The sequence below is a fragment of the Klebsiella sp. DY2415 genome, assembly GCF_026314315.1.
Lineage (GTDB): Bacteria > Pseudomonadota > Gammaproteobacteria > Enterobacterales > Enterobacteriaceae > Klebsiella > Klebsiella ornithinolytica.
Window position 1 is genome coordinate 2,007,146 of the sequence record NZ_CP111115.1, and the last position, 17,674, is coordinate 2,024,819.

At 55.4% G+C, this 17,674-nt stretch carries 18 protein-coding genes; 9 read left to right on the forward strand and 9 right to left on the reverse strand.

The genetic code is table 11. The features are described 5' to 3' along the window. Positions 1-30: 30 nt before the first annotated feature. Positions 31-261, reverse strand: a complete 231-nt coding sequence (locus tag OQV00_RS09315) for a DNA polymerase III subunit theta (RefSeq protein WP_004863978.1) — start codon at positions 259-261, stop codon at positions 31-33. Positions 262-387: 126 nt separating this feature from the next. Here OQV00_RS09315 and yobA point away from each other — a divergent pair, with 126 nt between their 5' ends. The 3 genes from yobA to OQV00_RS09330 are packed head-to-tail and all read left to right on the forward strand — an operon-like array spanning position 388 to position 1,990. Then, the gene (gene yobA, locus OQV00_RS09320) at positions 388-762 is read left to right on the forward strand and encodes a CopC domain-containing protein YobA (protein WP_004863975.1); all 375 of its coding nucleotides are present in this window, start codon (positions 388-390) and stop codon (positions 760-762) included. A 3-nt stretch (positions 763-765) separates the two neighbouring features. Further along, positions 766-1,635: a copper homeostasis membrane protein CopD gene (gene copD, locus OQV00_RS09325; protein ID WP_004863974.1), complete on the forward strand. Its 870-nt coding sequence runs from the start codon at positions 766-768 to the stop codon at positions 1,633-1,635. A 16-nt stretch (positions 1,636-1,651) separates the two neighbouring features. After that, entirely contained in the window at positions 1,652-1,990 is a 339-nt protein-coding gene (locus tag OQV00_RS09330; RefSeq protein WP_015584012.1) for a YebY family protein, read from the forward strand. A 569-nt stretch (positions 1,991-2,559) separates the two neighbouring features. Here OQV00_RS09330 and OQV00_RS09335 read toward each other — a convergent pair. Together OQV00_RS09335 and OQV00_RS09340 are read right to left on the reverse strand one after the other, a co-directional pair. Continuing rightward, positions 2,560-2,703, reverse strand: a complete 144-nt coding sequence (locus tag OQV00_RS09335) for an Ecr family regulatory small membrane protein (protein ID WP_054828791.1) — start codon at positions 2,701-2,703, stop codon at positions 2,560-2,562. A gap of 120 nt (positions 2,704-2,823) precedes the next feature. Further along, complete coding sequence (locus tag OQV00_RS09340) at positions 2,824-3,795, reverse strand: VirK/YbjX family protein (RefSeq protein ID WP_172412537.1); 972 nt, start codon at positions 3,793-3,795, stop codon at positions 2,824-2,826. Between the two features lie 142 nt (positions 3,796-3,937). On the opposite strand from OQV00_RS09340, the gene pphA reads away from it, so the two are divergent. Next, entirely contained in the window at positions 3,938-4,582 is a 645-nt protein-coding gene (pphA, locus tag OQV00_RS09345) for a protein-serine/threonine phosphatase (protein ID WP_004863967.1), read from the forward strand. Positions 4,583-4,587: 5 nt separating this feature from the next. Here pphA and OQV00_RS09350 read toward each other — a convergent pair whose 3' ends face one another. The 5 genes from OQV00_RS09350 to yebS all read right to left on the reverse strand — a co-directional run bounded on the left by OQV00_RS09350 (position 4,588) and on the right by yebS (position 10,620). After that, positions 4,588-4,779 carry a YdfD/YebW family protein gene (locus tag OQV00_RS09350; protein ID WP_004863962.1) on the reverse strand — a complete coding sequence of 64 codons (192 nt, stop codon included), beginning with the start codon at positions 4,777-4,779 and terminating at the stop codon, positions 4,588-4,590. Positions 4,780-4,872: 93 nt separating this feature from the next. Continuing rightward, positions 4,873-5,112 (reverse strand): YebV family protein, encoded by a 240-nt coding sequence (locus OQV00_RS09355; RefSeq protein ID WP_004863958.1) that lies wholly within the window; start codon positions 5,110-5,112, stop codon positions 4,873-4,875. A 114-nt stretch (positions 5,113-5,226) separates the two neighbouring features. Beyond that, positions 5,227-6,660, reverse strand: a complete 1,434-nt coding sequence (rsmF, locus tag OQV00_RS09360) for a 16S rRNA (cytosine(1407)-C(5))-methyltransferase RsmF (protein WP_088402078.1) — start codon at positions 6,658-6,660, stop codon at positions 5,227-5,229. 74 nt (positions 6,661-6,734) lie between these two features. After that, positions 6,735-9,368, reverse strand: coding sequence for a PqiB family protein (locus tag OQV00_RS09365; protein WP_266280222.1), 2,634 nt, complete (start codon positions 9,366-9,368; stop codon positions 6,735-6,737). Continuing rightward, positions 9,337-10,620: a membrane integrity lipid transport subunit YebS gene (gene yebS, locus OQV00_RS09370; RefSeq protein ID WP_015584017.1), complete on the reverse strand. Its 1,284-nt coding sequence runs from the start codon at positions 10,618-10,620 to the stop codon at positions 9,337-9,339. Before yebS ends, OQV00_RS09365 begins: the two co-directional genes overlap by 32 nt. Before the next feature lie 132 nt (positions 10,621-10,752). Between yebS and OQV00_RS09375 the strand changes: the two genes are divergently transcribed. From OQV00_RS09375 to htpX, 4 genes are all read left to right on the forward strand, one after another. Then, positions 10,753-11,250 carry a GAF domain-containing protein gene (locus OQV00_RS09375; protein WP_015584018.1) on the forward strand — a complete coding sequence of 166 codons (498 nt, stop codon included), beginning with the start codon at positions 10,753-10,755 and terminating at the stop codon, positions 11,248-11,250. Positions 11,251-11,347: 97 nt separating this feature from the next. After that, complete coding sequence (gene proQ, locus OQV00_RS09380) at positions 11,348-12,022, forward strand: RNA chaperone ProQ (RefSeq protein WP_004863942.1); 675 nt, start codon at positions 11,348-11,350, stop codon at positions 12,020-12,022. 19 nt (positions 12,023-12,041) lie between these two features. Then, the gene (gene prc, locus OQV00_RS09385) at positions 12,042-14,090 is read left to right on the forward strand and encodes a carboxy terminal-processing peptidase (RefSeq protein WP_004863939.1); all 2,049 of its coding nucleotides are present in this window, start codon (positions 12,042-12,044) and stop codon (positions 14,088-14,090) included. Between the two features lie 236 nt (positions 14,091-14,326). Beyond that, positions 14,327-15,208, forward strand: coding sequence for a protease HtpX (htpX, locus tag OQV00_RS09390; protein ID WP_004863936.1), 882 nt, complete (start codon positions 14,327-14,329; stop codon positions 15,206-15,208). 79 nt (positions 15,209-15,287) lie between these two features. Here the strand turns inward: htpX and OQV00_RS09395 are convergent, their stop codons facing one another. Further along, on the reverse strand, positions 15,288-16,661 hold the full coding sequence (locus OQV00_RS09395; protein ID WP_004863932.1) for an MFS transporter: 1,374 nt from the start codon (positions 16,659-16,661) through the stop codon (positions 15,288-15,290). A 177-nt stretch (positions 16,662-16,838) separates the two neighbouring features. Between OQV00_RS09395 and kdgR the strand changes: the two genes are divergently transcribed. After that, positions 16,839-17,630, forward strand: a complete 792-nt coding sequence (kdgR, locus tag OQV00_RS09400; protein ID WP_004863930.1) for a DNA-binding transcriptional regulator KdgR — start codon at positions 16,839-16,841, stop codon at positions 17,628-17,630. Positions 17,631-17,674: the final 44 nt, after the last annotated feature.

Sequence of the window (17,674 nt, forward strand, 5' to 3'; positions counted from 1 at the left end):
GCCAACCGGGACGTCCGTAAGGGACGAGAATTATTTCGCTTTGGGTTCATAGGGCAGGCGCGACAGCGAAACAGACGCCAGTCGATGGGCGATCAGGCGTTCACGGAACCAGTCACGCAGGTGTGACGGTTGCTCCCGCTCCACTAAATCGGCGACAACGGGCATATTGTAGCGTTCTTTAAAGGCGACACCGGCCGCGGCAAGGTCGACGTTCACTTTGTCCATCTCGTCCTGCGAAATTTTGGCCAGATTTTTTTCCATATGGTTTCTCCTTCATGATGCTGAAAACCGATCGGGCGCGACGTCGGACCGGGACGCATCGCTCGACTACGCCATTATACAGGGTTATTCTCTGTGCTACATACATAACGAAAAGGAATGACGATTATGCGTACCATCGCCGGGCGCGCGCTGCGCGCCTCTGCTTTTTTCGCCGGTTTCCTCGTCAGCACCGCGGCCTTTGCCCATGCGCATCTTCAACAGCAAACGCCAGCCGCAGATTCGACTGTCGCCGCCTCTCCCGAATCACTGACCTTGAGCTTTTCTGAAGGTATCGAAACGGCCTTTAGCGCCGTGACCCTGACCGGCCCGCAGCAGAAAGCCGTTGCGACCGGTAAGCTTACCCGCAGCGACAGCAATAAAGCCCAGCTGATTGTTCCGCTGACGCAGCCGCTGGCGGCGGGGGAGTATACCGTTGACTGGCACGTGGTCTCCGTTGATGGCCACAAAACCAAAGGGCAATATCACTTTACCGTGAAATAACGCATGCTCACGGGAATCTATATCGGTCTGCGCTTCGTCCACTTTCTCTCGCTGATGGTGGCGTTTGGCTGCGTGCTGTACGGCGCGTGGTGGGCGCCGCTGACGCTGCGGCGTTTGCTGATGCAGCGTTTCTTCCCGCTACTGCGCCACCTTCTGCTGCTCAGCGCGGTTTCTGCGCTGCTGATGCTGATGGTACAGGGCGGTCTGATGGGGAATGGTTGGGCGGATCTCTGGCAGCCTGCTATCTGGCAAGCCGTTGCCGGTACTCGCTTTGGCAGCGTCTGGGTCTGGCAGATTCTGCTGGCGTGGATTGCGCTGGCGATCGCGTGGCTCAAACCTCGTCGTCCGGCGCGTCTGCTGCTGGTGCTGCTGTGCGCGCAGATCTTGCTGATGGCGGGCGTTGGCCATGCGGCAATGAGCGAGGGGGGACGGGGCGTGGTGCAGCGGACTAACCATGCTGTGCATCTGTTCTGTGTCGCCGGCTGGTTTGGCGGGCTGCTGCCGTTCATCTACTGCCTGCGCCTCGCGCGCGGGCGCTGGCGTCAGGCCGCTATCGGCACCATGATGCGCTTTTCTCGCTACGGACATCTGGCGGTTGCGGGCGCGATCGCCAGCGGCGTGATAAATGCGCTGCTGATCCAGGGCGGATTATTCCGTGATTCGCTGTGGGGAGAGATGCTATTGATCAAATGTGCCCTGGTCGCAGGGATGGTAGCAATTGCGCTGGTGAACAGGTATGTTCTGGTGCCACGTATGTCGGTGAACGGAACGCGAGCGGAGCAGCTCATTTTGCGCACCACGCAGGTTGAAATGGCGCTCGGAGCATTGGCGCTGCTGGCCGTCAGCCTGTTTGCGACCTGGGAACCTTACTGAATTAACTGGCTAAATCATGAAAAAAACTCTTTTAACTATGTTGTTACTGGCAAGCTCTGGCGTCGCGCTGGCAGCACCGCAGATTATCACCGTTAGCCGCTTCGAAGTGGGGAAAGATAATTGGGCGTTCAATCGCGAAGAGGTGATGTTGACCTGTCGCCCGGGGAATGCGCTGTTTGCCATTAACCCCAGCACGCTGGTGCAGTATCCGTTGAATGATGTTGCTGAGCAGCAGGTGAAAGCGGGGAAAACCAGCGCTCAGCCGATCTCAGTGATCCTGGTCGACGATCCGCAACATCCGGGACAAAAAATGAGCCTCGCGCCATTTATTGAGCGCGCGCAGAAGCTTTGTTGATACCCGAACCTATCTTACTGTATTAACATATAAAAAACCGCCTGCATTCCTTTCAGGAAGCGGCGGTTTTTTGTTGGCACCGGCCATTTTGTCAGGAATTATTCGACCACTTTTGTTGCGGACTGGAAAACCTGACGCGGTAAACTATTCTTATAAGGCAAGGCGACTTAGCCTGCATTAATGCCAACTTTTAGCGCACGGCTCTCTCCCAAGAGCCATTTCCCTGGACCGAATACAGGAATCGTGTTCGGTCTCTTTTTATCTGAAGCTTATCAACTCGTTACATAAAAAGACCGGAAATCATCCCTCATTTCCCGTTACGGTCTTTTTCCCTTATACCACAACAAAAAACGCCTTAACATTCTCTTTACAGAAAATCTGAGCCGGATACTGCGGGTCAAGGTCAGGGCGATGGCGCGCCGCGCGCCCGCAGACAAGGTCCTCATCGCCGCGGGATATCCATGCCCTGAAGATACGCGGGCATATTATTTTAGTGCGATCTATTTGGCCGCGCGTTGCCAGGAAATGAAGGGCTGCCGGGATGAAGATGGAGTAATAAAAACAACGTATTATTCAGGCGCGACGATTGACGGATACAGCTGGGATTCAAGGTAGCAGACCAGGGTCCAAATCTCACCGCTGAAAATAAACCAAAGCGCACCGAGCAGAATTATTATCACGATAACCAGAAGGGCAATTTCACTTTTACTCATAACTTCACTGGCTACCAGAAAGGAAACGATGAAGAGATGATAGTAACGAAACCACAGGATAAGATGCAAACGCCGTGATTTAAAAACGGCGTTTGTTTGATATGGACAGGCGTTAATCCGTCAGGGCTGGGGAGTCAGCTGCGCGACCTGCGCGATCAGGTCGTCCAGCAGCTGGAAGCGGCGGCGGTATTCCGCCCGCTTTTTACTGGCGATGGCATCCAGCGATTTCCTTTCCATCTGTCGCGGCAAGCGCCAGCGCCAGGCGCCATCGGCTACGCCATCAATAGACTGCCAGAACTCATCATAGCTGGCGTGGAAATGGCGCCCCTTGCTGAGACGATAGCGCAGCGCGCGGAAAACGTGGCCATTATCGCTTACGCCATAAATGGCCTGAATGTGGCTTCTGGCGGCCAACGCCCAGATAAACTCGATCAGCAGGCGTTTAGGAAACAGACCATGGCAGGCGCGGGTAGCGAGTTTAATCACTTCATGCGGCACGTTACGTCGCGGCCCCTGCAGCCCGCCGATAACCAGCTGCCATTGCTCCTGCTGGCGCACGACGCTGAAGGTGGCGCTGGCCAGCAGCGTCTGGTTACCATCGCGCAACCACAATGTGGTTTCGCCTTCGCGCTCGGCTTTACCCGCGGAGGAGGCCGAGAGAGTGAAGCGGGCTTCATCTTTACCCTGCAATTCCAGCAGGATCGTCTCTTTAGCGGCGGTCATGGCAGCAGCCAGCTGCGTGCCTGACAGTGAGTCGATGAACTGATAGTGGCTGATAATCGCCTGGGCGCGTTGGCTGGCGTTTAACCCACGCGTCAGATACTGGCGGTGAACTTTACCCGGCAGGGTAACCTGTGCGGCAAGCAACTGATTAAAGTCAGGACGCACGGAAAGATTATCCAGCATTGCGCGAGTGGGCGTATAAAATAAGGCCGTACGCAATAAAAATTTCAGCCGGTAATTACGCTTTTGCCAAATCGGAGCGGGAATAAGTCTGCCCATCACCAGATCGGCAATAAGATTTGTGCGGGGCTGTTGTGCGAAGGCTGAGTGCAGGCTATTGTCCGTCACGATAAAATACCTCGTTGTTATTTAGCCTCTATTTTAAGGGCTTGGTGAGGCGAGATTAATATCCTGGCGGACTATATTTCTGTTTCGTTTATATTTGATTGAGGTGGGTATCTTTGGGGTGGTGAAGAGAGAATTAACTATAATTGTATCAGGGGGGCAAAATATGTATCAGCGTATTGAGGGTTCGGCCTGGCGCAATATCTGGCTGGTTGGCGATCTCCACGGCTGCTTTGCCGTATTGATGAGCCATCTCCGGCAGATAAAATTCGACCCATACCAGGATCTTCTCATCTCCGTGGGCGATTTGATCGATCGCGGGCCGCAAAGCGCGAAATGTCTCGCGCTTCTCGACTGCCGCTGGTTCTGTGCGGTGCGAGGTAACCATGAACAGATGGCGCTGGATGCGCAAGAGAGCGGGGCGTTGACGCTATGGGTCATGAACGGAGGCCACTGGTATCAGGAGAGCACGCGCGGCGAGCGGCTGCAGATTGACGAACGCCTGGATCGCTGTCGCCAGCTGCCGCTGATTGTGGAGCTCAGCGCCGGATCGCTGCGCCATATTGTGGCCCATGCCGACTACCCGGCGGCGACCTATCGTTGGCAGCAGCCGGTGGATGAACAACAGGTGCTCTGGAGCAGACAGCGCCTGATGGACCATCTGGCCGGTCGACATGGCGCGATAGGCGGAGCGGACCACTTCTGGTTTGGCCACACGCCGTTGAAGCAACGTTATGATAGCGATAATCAACATTATATTGATACGGGGGCGGTATTCGGCGGTGCACTCACCCTGGTGCAGCTGCAGTAAGCCGCTTAAAAATCGCTGTATTCGCTGGCAGGCTGCCAGAAACCATCAATAAAATCTTCAACCGGAAAACAGCCGCCCTGGCGTATCCGCTGATCGTTCATCGCCACAAGGCACCGTCGTTCGTTATCGTAAACGTCGACGACAATATCTTCGCAACCACCGTCCAGGTAACAAATAAACAAAACTAAGGCGAACATCCTGGCCTCATGTTTGGGTTTGTTAATCAGTATAGGGTAGCTCATAAACGGGGGGAATAAATAACCCGTCTCAGGCGACGGGTTCTTTTTGAATCAGGCAACGCGCATGATCCAGGCATCGGATTGTTGATCGTAGTGCTTACGGTAGAGGACGGAATGTTGACCATCAAGAATGGCAGGGACGCTGGTTTCCGCATCCCAGCCATCCAGCTGCATGCATAAGTCCGGATCGGATTTGCAAGGAATGCTTAACGTTCGCTCTCCCTGCTGTTCACCGTGCAGCTCGGCGTCATCTATCTCAAACGCGCCGATTCGAATGCTGGTTTTACTCATAAATTCACCCCGTTGGTCTGCTGAGTTGTGGTACGACCAGTTAGGCCGTCATTTTTCAGCGTAGACAACGGGGGACAAACCGCCAGTAAAAAAATGCGGTTTTTTTGCAGTCGATCACGCCTTACCGGCAAATAGTTTACCGTCGCGAACCAGCTCACGCGGGTAGCTGTTTTTCAAACGGGAGCCGACTTTTTTCGCCAGGCCCAGCGTTGCCCCCTGGAACGTGACGATGACTTCATCCTGCTGCGGCGTCGTTTCAGGGTAGACGTCGCGGCCACGATACCACTCTTCCGCTTCATCCTGCGTCAGTTCAAAAGGAGCATCCGGGACGGCGAGCGCAATGACCGCTTCGTGCTGCCAGCGAAAGCCTTTGTTATGGGTTTCCGCCAGGCGAATGCCAATCCGCGAAAAACGGACCTGGCCGATAAATGATTCCAGCGCTTGCGGGAACAGCCAAATCTCTTTATCACGCTGCCAGAGCGTATGATGGTCATCCCAGTGTAGTCCGACGGCGGCAGCGGCGGCGGAAATCGCTGCGGATTCCCGGCTTTTAAGCGGCGTAAAAGGAAATTTTCCGACTTTGTAACCCGGCGCCGGTAGCGCCTCGATCGCTGCGGTTTTCTTGAGGCGGGCAACAAAAAAACCTTCGCAGTCAAAAATCTGCGGAAAGACGTGGAGAAATCCCTCAGCGGTTAAGGCTTCCGTAGCCTGCGGGAACAGCGTGCCGAGCGGTAGCACCTCGACCGCCTGCGGATAGCGGGCTAACAGCCACTGCACGACCTCTTCGTTCTCTTCCCGGTTCAGGGTGCAGGTCGAGTACACCAGCGTGCCGCCGGGGCGCAGCGCGTGAAATGCGCTGTCGATGAGCTCCCGCTGAGTTTCGGCGATCTGCTGATTACTCTCAGGCGACCAGTTTTTCAACGCATCGGGATCTTTGCGCACCACCCCCTCGCCGGAGCAGGGGGCATCCAGCAGGATGGCGTCAAAGCGTTCCGGCAGCGCGGCGCCAAACACCCGACCATCGAAGTGGGTCAAGGCGACGTTGCTGATGCCGCAGCGGCTGATATTGGCATGCAGGACTTTAACCCGACTGGCGGAAAACTCGTTGGCGAGAATCCCGCCCTTATTTCCCATGCGCGCAGCAATCTGTGTGGTTTTGGAACCAGGGGCGGCGGCCACATCCATGACCCGCTGCGGCATGTCGCCATCGGCAAACAGCGCCGCAACCGGCAGCATAGAACTGGCTTCCTGGATGTAAAACAGGCCGCTGAGATGTTCGGCGGTGCTGCCCAGCGGCAGGGAGTCCTCATCATCGCGTTCGATCCAAAAGCCCTCTTCGCACCACGGGATCGGCGTCAGCTGCCAGCCATAGGGCGCCACCTGCTGCAGAAAGTCTGCGACGGAAATTTTCAGCGTATTCACGCGCAGGCTGCGGCGTAACGGGCGCTGGCAGGCCGCGATAAAGGCATCGAAAGAGAGATGCGTGGGCATCGCGTCACGCATTTGAGCGAGGAATTGGTCAGGAAAATAGACTGCGTTTTGAGCCACTGGTGCGCACCACAAGAAAAAAGGGTGCGCAGTTTATCATAAACGCTCCGGCGGGGGACACCGGAGCGTTTTGCTTACTGTGGCAGGGCCGTGCCCCATTCCCGCCACTCTTTCGGTTCGCTTTCCAGCAGCAGGAAGTGTTTACCATCCTGTGCCTTCGGCGCCAGCGGCGTGCCCGGCGGCGTGGCAAAGGAGATACCGCCGCGAATGAACTGGTTAAAGGTCCCGGTTTTCACGACGCCGCCAATCAGGCCAAAGTCGAGGTTATAGCCGGAAGAGAGCCAGAAGACCGAATTGTTACGCACCAGATACTGATAGCGTTTGCTGATACGCAATTTGACCATCACGCGATCCGACATCGAGCCCAGCGTCAAGCCGGTCACCGTACCGACTTCCAGGCCGCGGAACAGTACCGGCGTTCCGATATCCAGCGAACCGGCTTCCGGCACTTCGACAACGATGCTCAGACCGTCAATGTAGCGGGAGTCGCTAATTGTCGTTTCCTGAATTTCGAAATCACGGCGTGGCGTGCCGCGGCCGGGTTCAACGTTGATGTAGGGCTGGAAAATGGTATCCAGGTGTTCGACGCCCGCCGCAGAAATCTGCGGGGTGATCACCGAGAAACGGGTCCCGCTGCGGGCGAAGGTCTCGACGTACTCCGGGTAAAGCACGGCTTTCGCCTGGACTTCGTTTTTCGCGGTAATCAGATTCAGGGACTGGATCTGGCCGATATTAATGCCCAGGTAGCGAATCGGCATCCCTTCGGAAATTTTACCGGCATCAAAGGCATGCAGCGTAATCTGGCCACCGACTGCCCGGGCAGCGGTTTCAGAAGCATAGAGAATGCGTTTGTTGCCAATTCGCGCGCCGGCGCTGCCGCCGCTGAGATCGTCAAAGCTGATTGCGCCTTTCAATGCCCGTGACAGCGGTGATGCCTGCACGGTCAGACCATTGCCATCGAGCTGGACTTTGGCGCCGCCCTCGGCCCAGAAGACGCTATTGTTGGTCAACAGATTGCGATATTCCGGCTTAATATGCAGATCGATATCAAATGCGTTGCGGCGGGGTTTAACCGAAATGATCTCGCCGACGGCAAACTTACGATACAGCACCACCGAGCCTTCCTGAACATCCGGCAGGGTCTCTGCCGTCAGGCTCAGAGTGGTGGTGGGCACTTCGCTGAGGCTGTTTTCTTCCGCCTTCTCCATATTGGCATACAGCGGATAGCTGGCCTGTATTGCCCCTTTCTCGCCAGGGATAATACGAATACCGCCTTCGACCCACTCGCTGGCGCTGGCGCCCAGCACTTTGATGCCATCAAAACCCACTTCCACGTCAAGACGGCTGTTAACGACAAATTTGCTGTCGCCGCGCACCAGGTCGCGATACTCAGGGGTAATGGCCACCTGGAACGTGACGCCTTTAGCGGTCAGCTTGCGCTCCAGAACCTGACCCACTTTCACGCCGTGCAGCACCAGCGGCTGCCCGGCATCAATGCCGTAACTCTCCGCTGCCGTGAGCGTCACCGTCGCCACATCCGGTTCATCGAGCAGGGATTTGTCAGCCGGAAGCACCACAAAGTGATTTCGCGTCTCCCCCTCTCCGGGCACCAGTTCGAACGTATTCCCGGTCAACAGGGCGCTGAGGCTGGGGTTATCCAGCGAGATTTTCGGCTTTTTCATCTGAATAAGCGTCTTATCTCTGAGCAGGGTGACCACGCTTGGGTCAACCGTCATCTCACCGGTCACTTTACTGCCGGGATTGAGGTTGAGTTTGGTCAGCTGCCCGACTTCCAGCCCCTGGTACATCAGCGGGGTGGAGCCGGCTTTCAGGCCTTCGCCGTCAGGCAGCTCCAGCGTGACCAGAACCCCGCGCTGGCTATGAGCCAAATCTTCGTACAGACCAAACTCATCGTTTTGTTGCGCGGCCTGAGAATCGGCAGGGGAGTCAAAGGCAATAGCGCCATTGACCAGCGCGGAGAGGCTTTCCAGCTGGACTTTCGCGCCGCCGAGGCCGACATCGGCCTTAACGCCTGACACATTCCAGAAGCGGCTGCCTTTTTTCACCAGGTTTGTAAAGCGGCGTTCAATCAGCACATCGATAGTGACGCCCTGATTGTTATCATTGAGCGCAAAATCGTACACCCGACCCACCGGAATTTTGCGGAAGTAGACCAGCGATCCGCTGGTGAGCGAACCGAGGTCCGGCGCCTGCAGATGAATCATCAGCTCGCCGTTGTTGATATGGTATTTCGGCTGGGTATCGAGAGCGACGAAATGGTCCTGCGGCTCCCCTTTACCCGGCATCATGCCGATGTAGTTACCGCCAACCAGCGCATCAAGACCGGATACGCCGGCCAGCGAGGCTTTCGGAGTAACCAGCCAGAACTGGGTATCTTTGCGCAGAGCGTCTTTCATATCGCCCTTCACACTGGCAGAGACTTCGATTTTGCTCAGGTCTTTGCTCAGCGAGATATTCTCGACGGTGCCCACCTCGACCCCTTGATAGCGGATAGGCGTGCGCCCCGGGACAATCCCGTTGGCCGACTGGAAGTCGATGGTGATGGTCGTCCCGCGGTCGTTATAGCTGGTCCAGATCAGCCAGCTGGCGATCAGCAGGGCTATTACCGGCAGCAGCCAGAATGGCGAGATGCGACGTTTAGTTTTAATTCTGGCTTCAGTCGGTGAAGCGGGCGTTTCCTGACTCATGTGCGTCCCAAAGTAAGCGGCTGTCCAGCCATTCAACAGCAAGGATAGTTAATATTACCGCGGCGCCGAAATATACCGCAGCAGGCCCCATCGTGAAAGCGAGGAGTTGGTCGCGATTAATCAGTGACATGGTTAATGAGATAACAAAAAGATCCAACATTGACCAACGGCCGATCCAGGTAATCAGCCGCAGCAGGATGATGCGGGTACGCAGCCCCTGTTCGCACTTGAATTGTATGCTCACTAATAGCGTAAACAAGACAATAACTTTGGTAAATGGCACCAGAATACTGGCGATAAACACCACGCCGGCAATCGCCACATTGCTATTGGCCAACGACATAATCCCCGACAGAATCGTATCATCCTGTCGTGCGCCGTTGACGTAAATAATGGAGATCGGCAGCAGGTTTGCGGGAAGCAGGAACACCACCGACGCAATCAGCCCGGCCCAGCTTCGCTGCAGACTCTGCGGCCGTCGATGGTGGAGCGGCGTATGGCAGCGTCGGCAGCGTCCGCGGGCATCGCGAAAGCCGGTGTAATGACAGCCGGTGCAAACCTGTAGCGCCGGGTCGGCCCGAAACGCTGGACGCTGGGGATAAAATCGCTCCCATAGCTCTTCAACGTTCATATGAATGATCGTCAGAATGCTGAGCAGGGTGAGCGAGATAAAGGCCACAAGCCCGACGCCCGGCTGCAGGAAGGCATAATCCTGTACTTTGATGGAGGCCACGCCGATACCGACCAGATAGATATCCAGCATCACCCACTCTTTGAGTTTTTCCAGCATCAGCAGCACCGGGCGTAAATTCATCCCCAGAACGTTCCCCAGCCAGAGATAGGCGATCGAGATGACCAGCAGCGCCGGTGCGCCAATCGCACAAAACAGCACCATCGCGGCAGTAAGCGGATCGCCCTGACCGGTCATTTGCCAGATCCCCTGGATTACGTTCGCATCGATACGTACGCCGAGCAGATGCAGACGCAGTAAGGGTTCGGTCCACGCAAAGGGCATCAGGAGCATCATGGTAATGGCCATACTACCCAGTCGCGAAAGAGACCAGTCGCGGCCATCACGCACTTTCGCATTGCAGCGCGGGCACCAGGCACTTTGATAACGCTTAAGCACCGGCAAACGAAAAAGAACGTCACACTGCGGGCAGCGGTGATAATGTGCCTGAGGGAGCGGACGGCTGACCGCATGCACGACCATCTTTTTTGCCGGTGTTATCGGTTGTGTTTTTAGTGGCATTTATTACGTACAGGAATGAATGTATCTCACTATCTTAACCCAGGATTGAATTCATCTTGAGCCTGAACGCATTTAATGCTTATTTTATTAGGCAATGCGTGTTTCGCAGTAAGACAACTAAGTGACCAGATAATGAACAAAACAGAATTTTACGCGGATTTGAACCGTGATTTTCAGGCTTTAATGGCAGGTGAAACCAGTTTTTTGGCGATGATCTCTAATACCAGCGCGCTGCTGTTTGAGCGCCTGACCGAGGTTAACTGGGCAGGTTTCTATCTGCTTGAAGGGGACACGCTGGTTTTAGGACCATTCCAGGGCAAACTGGCCTGCGTACGGATTCCGGTTGGGCGAGGCGTATGCGGTGCGGCCGTTGCGCAAAATCGCGTTCAGCGGGTGGAAGATGTTCATGCCTTCGATGGACATATCGCGTGTGATGCCGCCAGCAATTCGGAAATCGTCTTTCCGCTGCAGGTGAACAATCAGATTATTGGCGTTCTGGATATCGACAGCACCGCCTTCTCCCGCTTCACCGCTGAGGATGAGCAGGGGCTGGCTGAACTGGTCGCGCATCTGGAAAAACTCATTTCTGCGACTGACTATCAAAAAATATTCGCCCACGTCGCAGGATAATCAACGGATAACGTAGCATTTAGCGATGGCGTCATTATAATGACGCCTGTTCATGCCTGCGGCTTGTTGGCTACGTCCGTTGTAATCAGGAAATTTCATGGAAAATCAACCTAAGTTGAATAGCAGTAAAGAAGTTATCGCGTTTCTGGCCGAACGTTTCCCTCAGTGCTTCAGCGCTGAAGGTGAAGCTCGCCCCCTGAAAGTCGGTATTTTTCAGGATCTCGTGGAGCGTGTTGGGGGGGAGATGAATCTCAGCAAAACCCAACTTCGTGCCGCTTTACGTCTTTATACTTCGAGCTGGCGCTATCTGTACGGCGTTAAGCCAGGCGCAGTTCGCGTTGACCTTGACGGCAACCCGTGCGGCGAACTGGAAGAGCAGCATGTTGCTCACGCTCGTCAGCAGCTCGAAGAAGCAAAAGCTCGCGTTCAGGCGCAGCGCGCAAGCCAGCAGGCTAAAAAGCGCGAAGCCGCCGCCGCTGCGGGTCAGCAGGAAGACGGTGCTCGTCGTGAGCGTAAGCCACGTCCTCAGGTTCGTCGCAAAGAAGGCACCGAACAGCGTAAGCCGCGTCCAGCCGTTGCAAAAGCACCGCGTGAAGAGCGTCATACCCCTGTATCAGATCTGACCGCGTTAAGCGTTGGCCAGGCTCTGAAGGTGAAAGCAGGCAACAACGCAATGGACGCCACCGTTCTGGAAATCACCAAAGATGGCGTTCGTGTACAGCTGACTTCTGGTATGTCAATGATTGTACGCGCAGAACACCTGGTGTTCTGAAACGGAGGCCGGGCCAGGCATGAACACATTCTTTAAGCTCACCGCGCTTGCGGGCCTGCTAGCAATAGCAGGCCATGCGTTCGCCGTGGACGATATTACTCGAGTCGATCAAATTCCCGTGCTGAAAGAAGAGCCGCAGCACGCGACGGTGAGTGAGCGCGTTACCTCGCGCTTTACCCGTTCTCACTACCGGCAATTTGATCTCGACAACGCCTTCTCGGCAAAAATTTTCGACCGCTATCTGAATCTGCTGGACTACAGCCACAATGTGCTGTTGGCCAGCGATATCGCTCAGTTCTCGGCGAAGAAGAATCAAATCGGCGATGAGCTGCGTACCGGAAAGCTGGACGTTTTTTACGACCTGTATAACCTGGCGCAGAAGCGTCGTTTTGAGCGCTATCAGTATGCATTGAAGGTGCTGGAACGTCCGATGGACTTTACCGGCAACGACAACTTCAACCTTGACCGCAGCAAAGCCCCCTGGCCGAAAGACGAAGCCGAGCTCAACGCGCTGTGGGATGCCAAGGTTAAGTTTGACCAGCTGAGCCTCAAGCTTACTGGCAAAGATGACAAAGAAATTCGCGATACCTTAACGCGTCGCTACAAGTTCGCCATTCGTCGCCTGGCGCAGTCCAACAGCGAAGATGTGTTCTCGATGGTGATGACTGCTTTTGCTCGCGAGATTGACCCGCACACCAACTATCTGTCCCCGCGCAATACCGAACAGTTCAATACCGAAATGAGCCTGTCGTTAGAGGGCATCGGCGCGGTACTGCAGATGGATGACGACTATACGGTCATCAATTCGCTGGTAGCCGGTGGTCCGGCGGCGAAGAGCAAATCGATCGCCGTCGGCGATCGTATCGTCGGCGTCGGCCAGTCCGGTAAAGGCATGGTTGACGTTATCGGCTGGCGTCTGGATGACGTTGTTGCGCTGATTAAAGGGCCGAAGGGCAGCAAAGTGCGCCTCGAAGTTCTGCCTGCTGGTAAGGGCGCGAAAACCCGCATCGTCACGCTAACCCGAGAGCGTATTCGTCTCGAAGACCGCGCGGTGAAGATGTCGGTGAAAACCGTCGGCAAAGAGAAAGTCGGCGTGCTGGATATCCCGGGCTTCTACGTTGGCCTGACGGACGACGTCAAGGTGCAGCTCCAGAAGCTGGAGAAACAGAACGTCAGCAGCATTGTTATCGACCTGCGCAGCAATGGCGGCGGGGCGCTGACCGAAGCCGTTTCACTCTCCGGTCTGTTTATCCCGTCTGGCCCAGTGGTTCAGGTCCGTGACAACAACGGCAAAGTGCGTGAAGACAGCGATACCGATGGCGTGGTGTACTATAAAGGCCCGCTGGTGGTGTTGGTCGATCGTTTCAGTGCTTCGGCCTCTGAAATCTTCGCTGCCGCCATGCAGGATTACGGTCGCGGCTTAATTGTTGGCGAGCCGACCTTTGGTAAAGGCACCGTTCAGCAGTATCGCTCGCTGAACCGGATTTACGATCAGATGCTGCGCCCTGACTGGCCGGCGCTGGGCTCTGTACAGTACACCATTCAGAAGTTCTACCGCATTAACGGCGGCAGTACCCAACGTAAAGGCGTCACGCCGGATATCATGATGCCGACCGGTAGCGAAGATCGTGAAACCGGTGAGCAGTATGAAGATAACGCGCTGCCGTGGGATAGCGTCAATGCGGCGACCTACGTGAAATCCGGTGATTTGAAACCGTTCGATCCGCAGCTGCTGAAGCTGCATAATGAGCGCATCGCCAAAGATCCCGAGTTCCAGTACATCATGAAGGACATCGCTCGCTATAACGCAATGAAAGATAAGCGTTATATCGTTTCTCTCAACTACGCTCAGCGTGAAAAAGAGAACGAAGAAGACGATGCGACTCGCCTGGCACGGATTAACGATCGTCTGAAGCGCGAAGGTAAACCGCCGCTGAAGAAACTGGACGATCTGCCGAAGGACTACCAGGAGCCGGATCCGTATCTTGATGAGACGGTCCACATTGCGGTAGACCTTGCGCATCTTGAGAAAGAGATGCCCGCGGTAGAACCGCCGGTCAGCAAATAAGCACCCAACGGGCACAATGATTGTGCCCGTTTTTCTTTCCGTCATCCCCCCGACCGGCCTCTCTTAGACATACAAAATGTCAACAACTTACGCAGATGTCAGTTCGCTGTGACAAAATGTAAAGTTGTGTTTTTCTCGTGACTTAGCGGGGCCTGATCGTTGAAAATTGGCGTTCTACCCATACGATATGGGTAATCGCATAGTGCGTTTTGTTAAATCGAGGTTAAAAGAAAATTATGATGCGAATCGCGCTGTTCCTGTTGACCAACCTGGCGGTGATGGTGGTATTCGGGCTGGTGTTAAGCCTGACGGGAATTCAGTCAAGCAGCATGACCGGGTTACTGATCATGGCGCTGCTTTTTGGTTTTGGTGGATCGATCGTTTCGCTGATGATGTCGAAATGGATGGCACTGAAATCCGTGGGTGGGGAAGTGATTGAGCAGCCGCGCAATGAAACAGAACGCTGGCTGATGAACACCGTCGCACAGCAGGCGCAGCAGGCGGGTATTGGCATGCCGCAGGTCGCCATCTACCATGCGCCGGATATCAACGCGTTTGCCACCGGCGCCCGCCGCGATGCTTCTCTGGTCGCCGTGAGCACCGGGCTGCTGCAAAACATGAGTCGTGACGAAGCCGAAGCGGTCATCGCCCACGAAATCAGCCACATCGCCAACGGTGACATGGTCACTATGACGCTGATTCAGGGGGTGGTGAACACCTTCGTTATCTTTATCTCGCGTGTTATCGCGCAGATTGCCGCCGGCTTTCTGGGCGGAAACCGGGATGACAGTGAAAGCAGCAACGGTAACCCGCTGATTTACTTTGCCGTAGCGACCGTGCTGGAACTGGTGTTCGGTATTCTGGCCAGCATTATTACCATGTGGTTCTCGCGCTATCGTGAATTCCACGCCGATGCCGGGTCTGCCAGACTGGTTGGGCGTGAGAAAATGATTGCCGCGCTGCAGCGCCTGAAAACCAGCTATGAACCGCAGGAAGCCAGCAGCATGATGGCGTTCTGCATTAACGGTAAGGCGAAGTCAATGAGCGAACTGTTCATGACTCACCCGCCGCTGGATAAGCGTATTGAAGCGCTGCGCAGTGGCGAATACCTGAAGTAACGTTGTTGCAGAATAGCTAAAAAAATCCGCGGCCCCCCGGGCTGCGGATTTTTTTTGGGCTGAAGCCTGAGGAGAGCGGCTATTGTCCCGGACGGGGCTGGGTTACGCGAAGCCCGCTGACGGTTGCGGCAATCACCGCCAGCCCACCGGCCAGCAGCAGTGCGCTGTGGGTGCCGCTGTTGCCCTGCAGGTTAAGTAGCAGGGCAACCAGTGCCGCACCGGTACTTTGACCGAGCAGTCGCGCGGTCCCCAGCATTCCGCTGGCGCCGCCGCTGCGCTGGGCCGGTGCGGAAGAGACAATGGTATGGTTGTTCGGCGACTGGAACAGGCCAAAACCGGCGCCGCACAGCGCCATGCGCCAGATAATATCCAGATCGGAAGGCGAGGAGGGCAACAGCGCGAGGCCAAACAGGCCGCAGGCCATCACCAGCAGACCGATTGCCCCCAGTAATCCCGCGTGCACTTTCTCAATCATATAACCCGCCAGCGGCGCCATCACCATGGTAGCCAGAGGCCACGGCGTCAGCAGTAAGCCGGTTTCGACTTCGCTACGGCCCATCACCGACTGCAGGAAGAAGGGCAGGGAAACCAGCGCCAGCATTTGCGCGCAGAACGAGCAAACAGAGGTACAGATAGACAGGGAAAACAGCGGGATGCGCAGCAGGTCAATCGGCAACAGCGGTACCGGCATCTGCAGCTGGCGGCGCACAAAGAAGAAACCGATAACCAGCATCGCGGCCACTTCTGCAAGCACGAGTCGTCCCGACTGACCCTGGGCAAAACCGCCGAGAGCGGTGATCAACAGGCCAAACGTCAGCGCATTCATTATGGCGCTGGGAAGATCGAAACGGGTGATTTTGCTCCGGCCAACGTTCGCCGGCAGGTAACGCATGGCGAGGATAAGCGAAACAATCCCGAGCGGAATATTAATAAAAAACAGCCATTGCCAGGAGGCCACCGAGAGAATCGCTGCCGCAATAGTGGGGCCAGCGGCCGATGAAACCGCCACCACGAAGGAGTTAATCCCCATCCCGCGTCCGAGAAAACGCTGCGGGAAAATAAGCCGGATCAGCGCCGTATTGACGCTCATCAGGGCGGCGCCGCCAAGGCCCTGCGCGACGCGGGCAAGGGTCAGCATCTCCAGACTATGGGAAAGTGCGCAGGCGAGCGAGGTCAGAGTAAACAGCGCAAGGCCGATTTTATAGATACGCCGATAGCCAAACATATCGCCGAGAAAAGAGAGCGGCAGAAGGGCAATCACGATAGCTATCTGGTAGGCGTTGACAATCCAGATTGACGCCGCCGGCGAGGCGTTTAAATCGGTGGCAATAGTCGGCAGGGCCACGTTAGCGATTGCGCCGTCGAGCACCGCCATGGCTAACCCTAAAACGATGGTCAGAATTGCGCCGTAGCGCTGCGGCAAAGGCAGGCCATCGGAAATGTTTTTATCCATGTTGAATGTATGTCTTTAGGGTAATTATTCTCTGAGTAATGATTTTAGCATTGATTATTCGGCTGTATGTCGCAGATTTGTAACGAATGAGCAGAAGAACGATTGCGGGGGGCGCGATGCGAATTTATAATAAAAACCGGTTCTGATTTTTATAAAACAGTTACGATGAGGTGATAAATGGCAGTTGCAGATTTGGATAAGCAGCCAGATTCTGTCTCTTCGGTATTGAAGGTTTTTGGCATTCTGCAGGCGCTTGGTGAAGAGCGTGAAATTGGCATAACCGAACTGTCCCAGCGCGTCATGATGTCAAAAAGCACCGTTTATCGCTTTTTGCAAACCATGAAATCGCTGGGCTATGTGGCGCAGGAAGGTGAATCCGAGAAATACTCCCTGACGCTCAAGCTGTTCGAACTGGGCGCGCGTGCGCTACAGAATGTCGATCTGGTCCGCAGTGCCGATATCCAGATGCGTGAACTTTCGCGGCTGACGAAAGAGACGATCCACCTGGGGGCGCTGGATGAAGATAGCATCGTCTATATCCACAAAATCGACTCGATGTACAACCTGCGGATGTACTCACGAATCGGTCGCCGCAACCCGTTGTACAGTACCGCTATCGGCAAAGTGCTGCTGGCGTGGCGCGATCGCGCTGAAGTTGAGCAAATTCTTGAAGGCGTCGAATACAAACGCAGCACCGAGCGGACCATTACCAGTACGGAAGCGCTGCTTGGCGTCCTGGATCAGGTTCGTCAGCAGGGCTACGGTGAAGATAATGAAGAACAGGAAGAGGGACTGCGCTGCATCGGCGTACCGGTTTTCGACCGCTTTGGCGTGGTGATTGCAGGTCTGAGTATCTCTTTCCCGACTCTGCGTTTCTCGGAAGAGCGTCTGAGTGAATACGTGGAGATGCTGCACACGGCGGCGCGTAAGATTTCTGAACAGATGGGCTATAACGACTATCCATTCTGATCCGAAGGGCAGCCTGGTCAGTTAAGCGACAGCGGGAATACGTT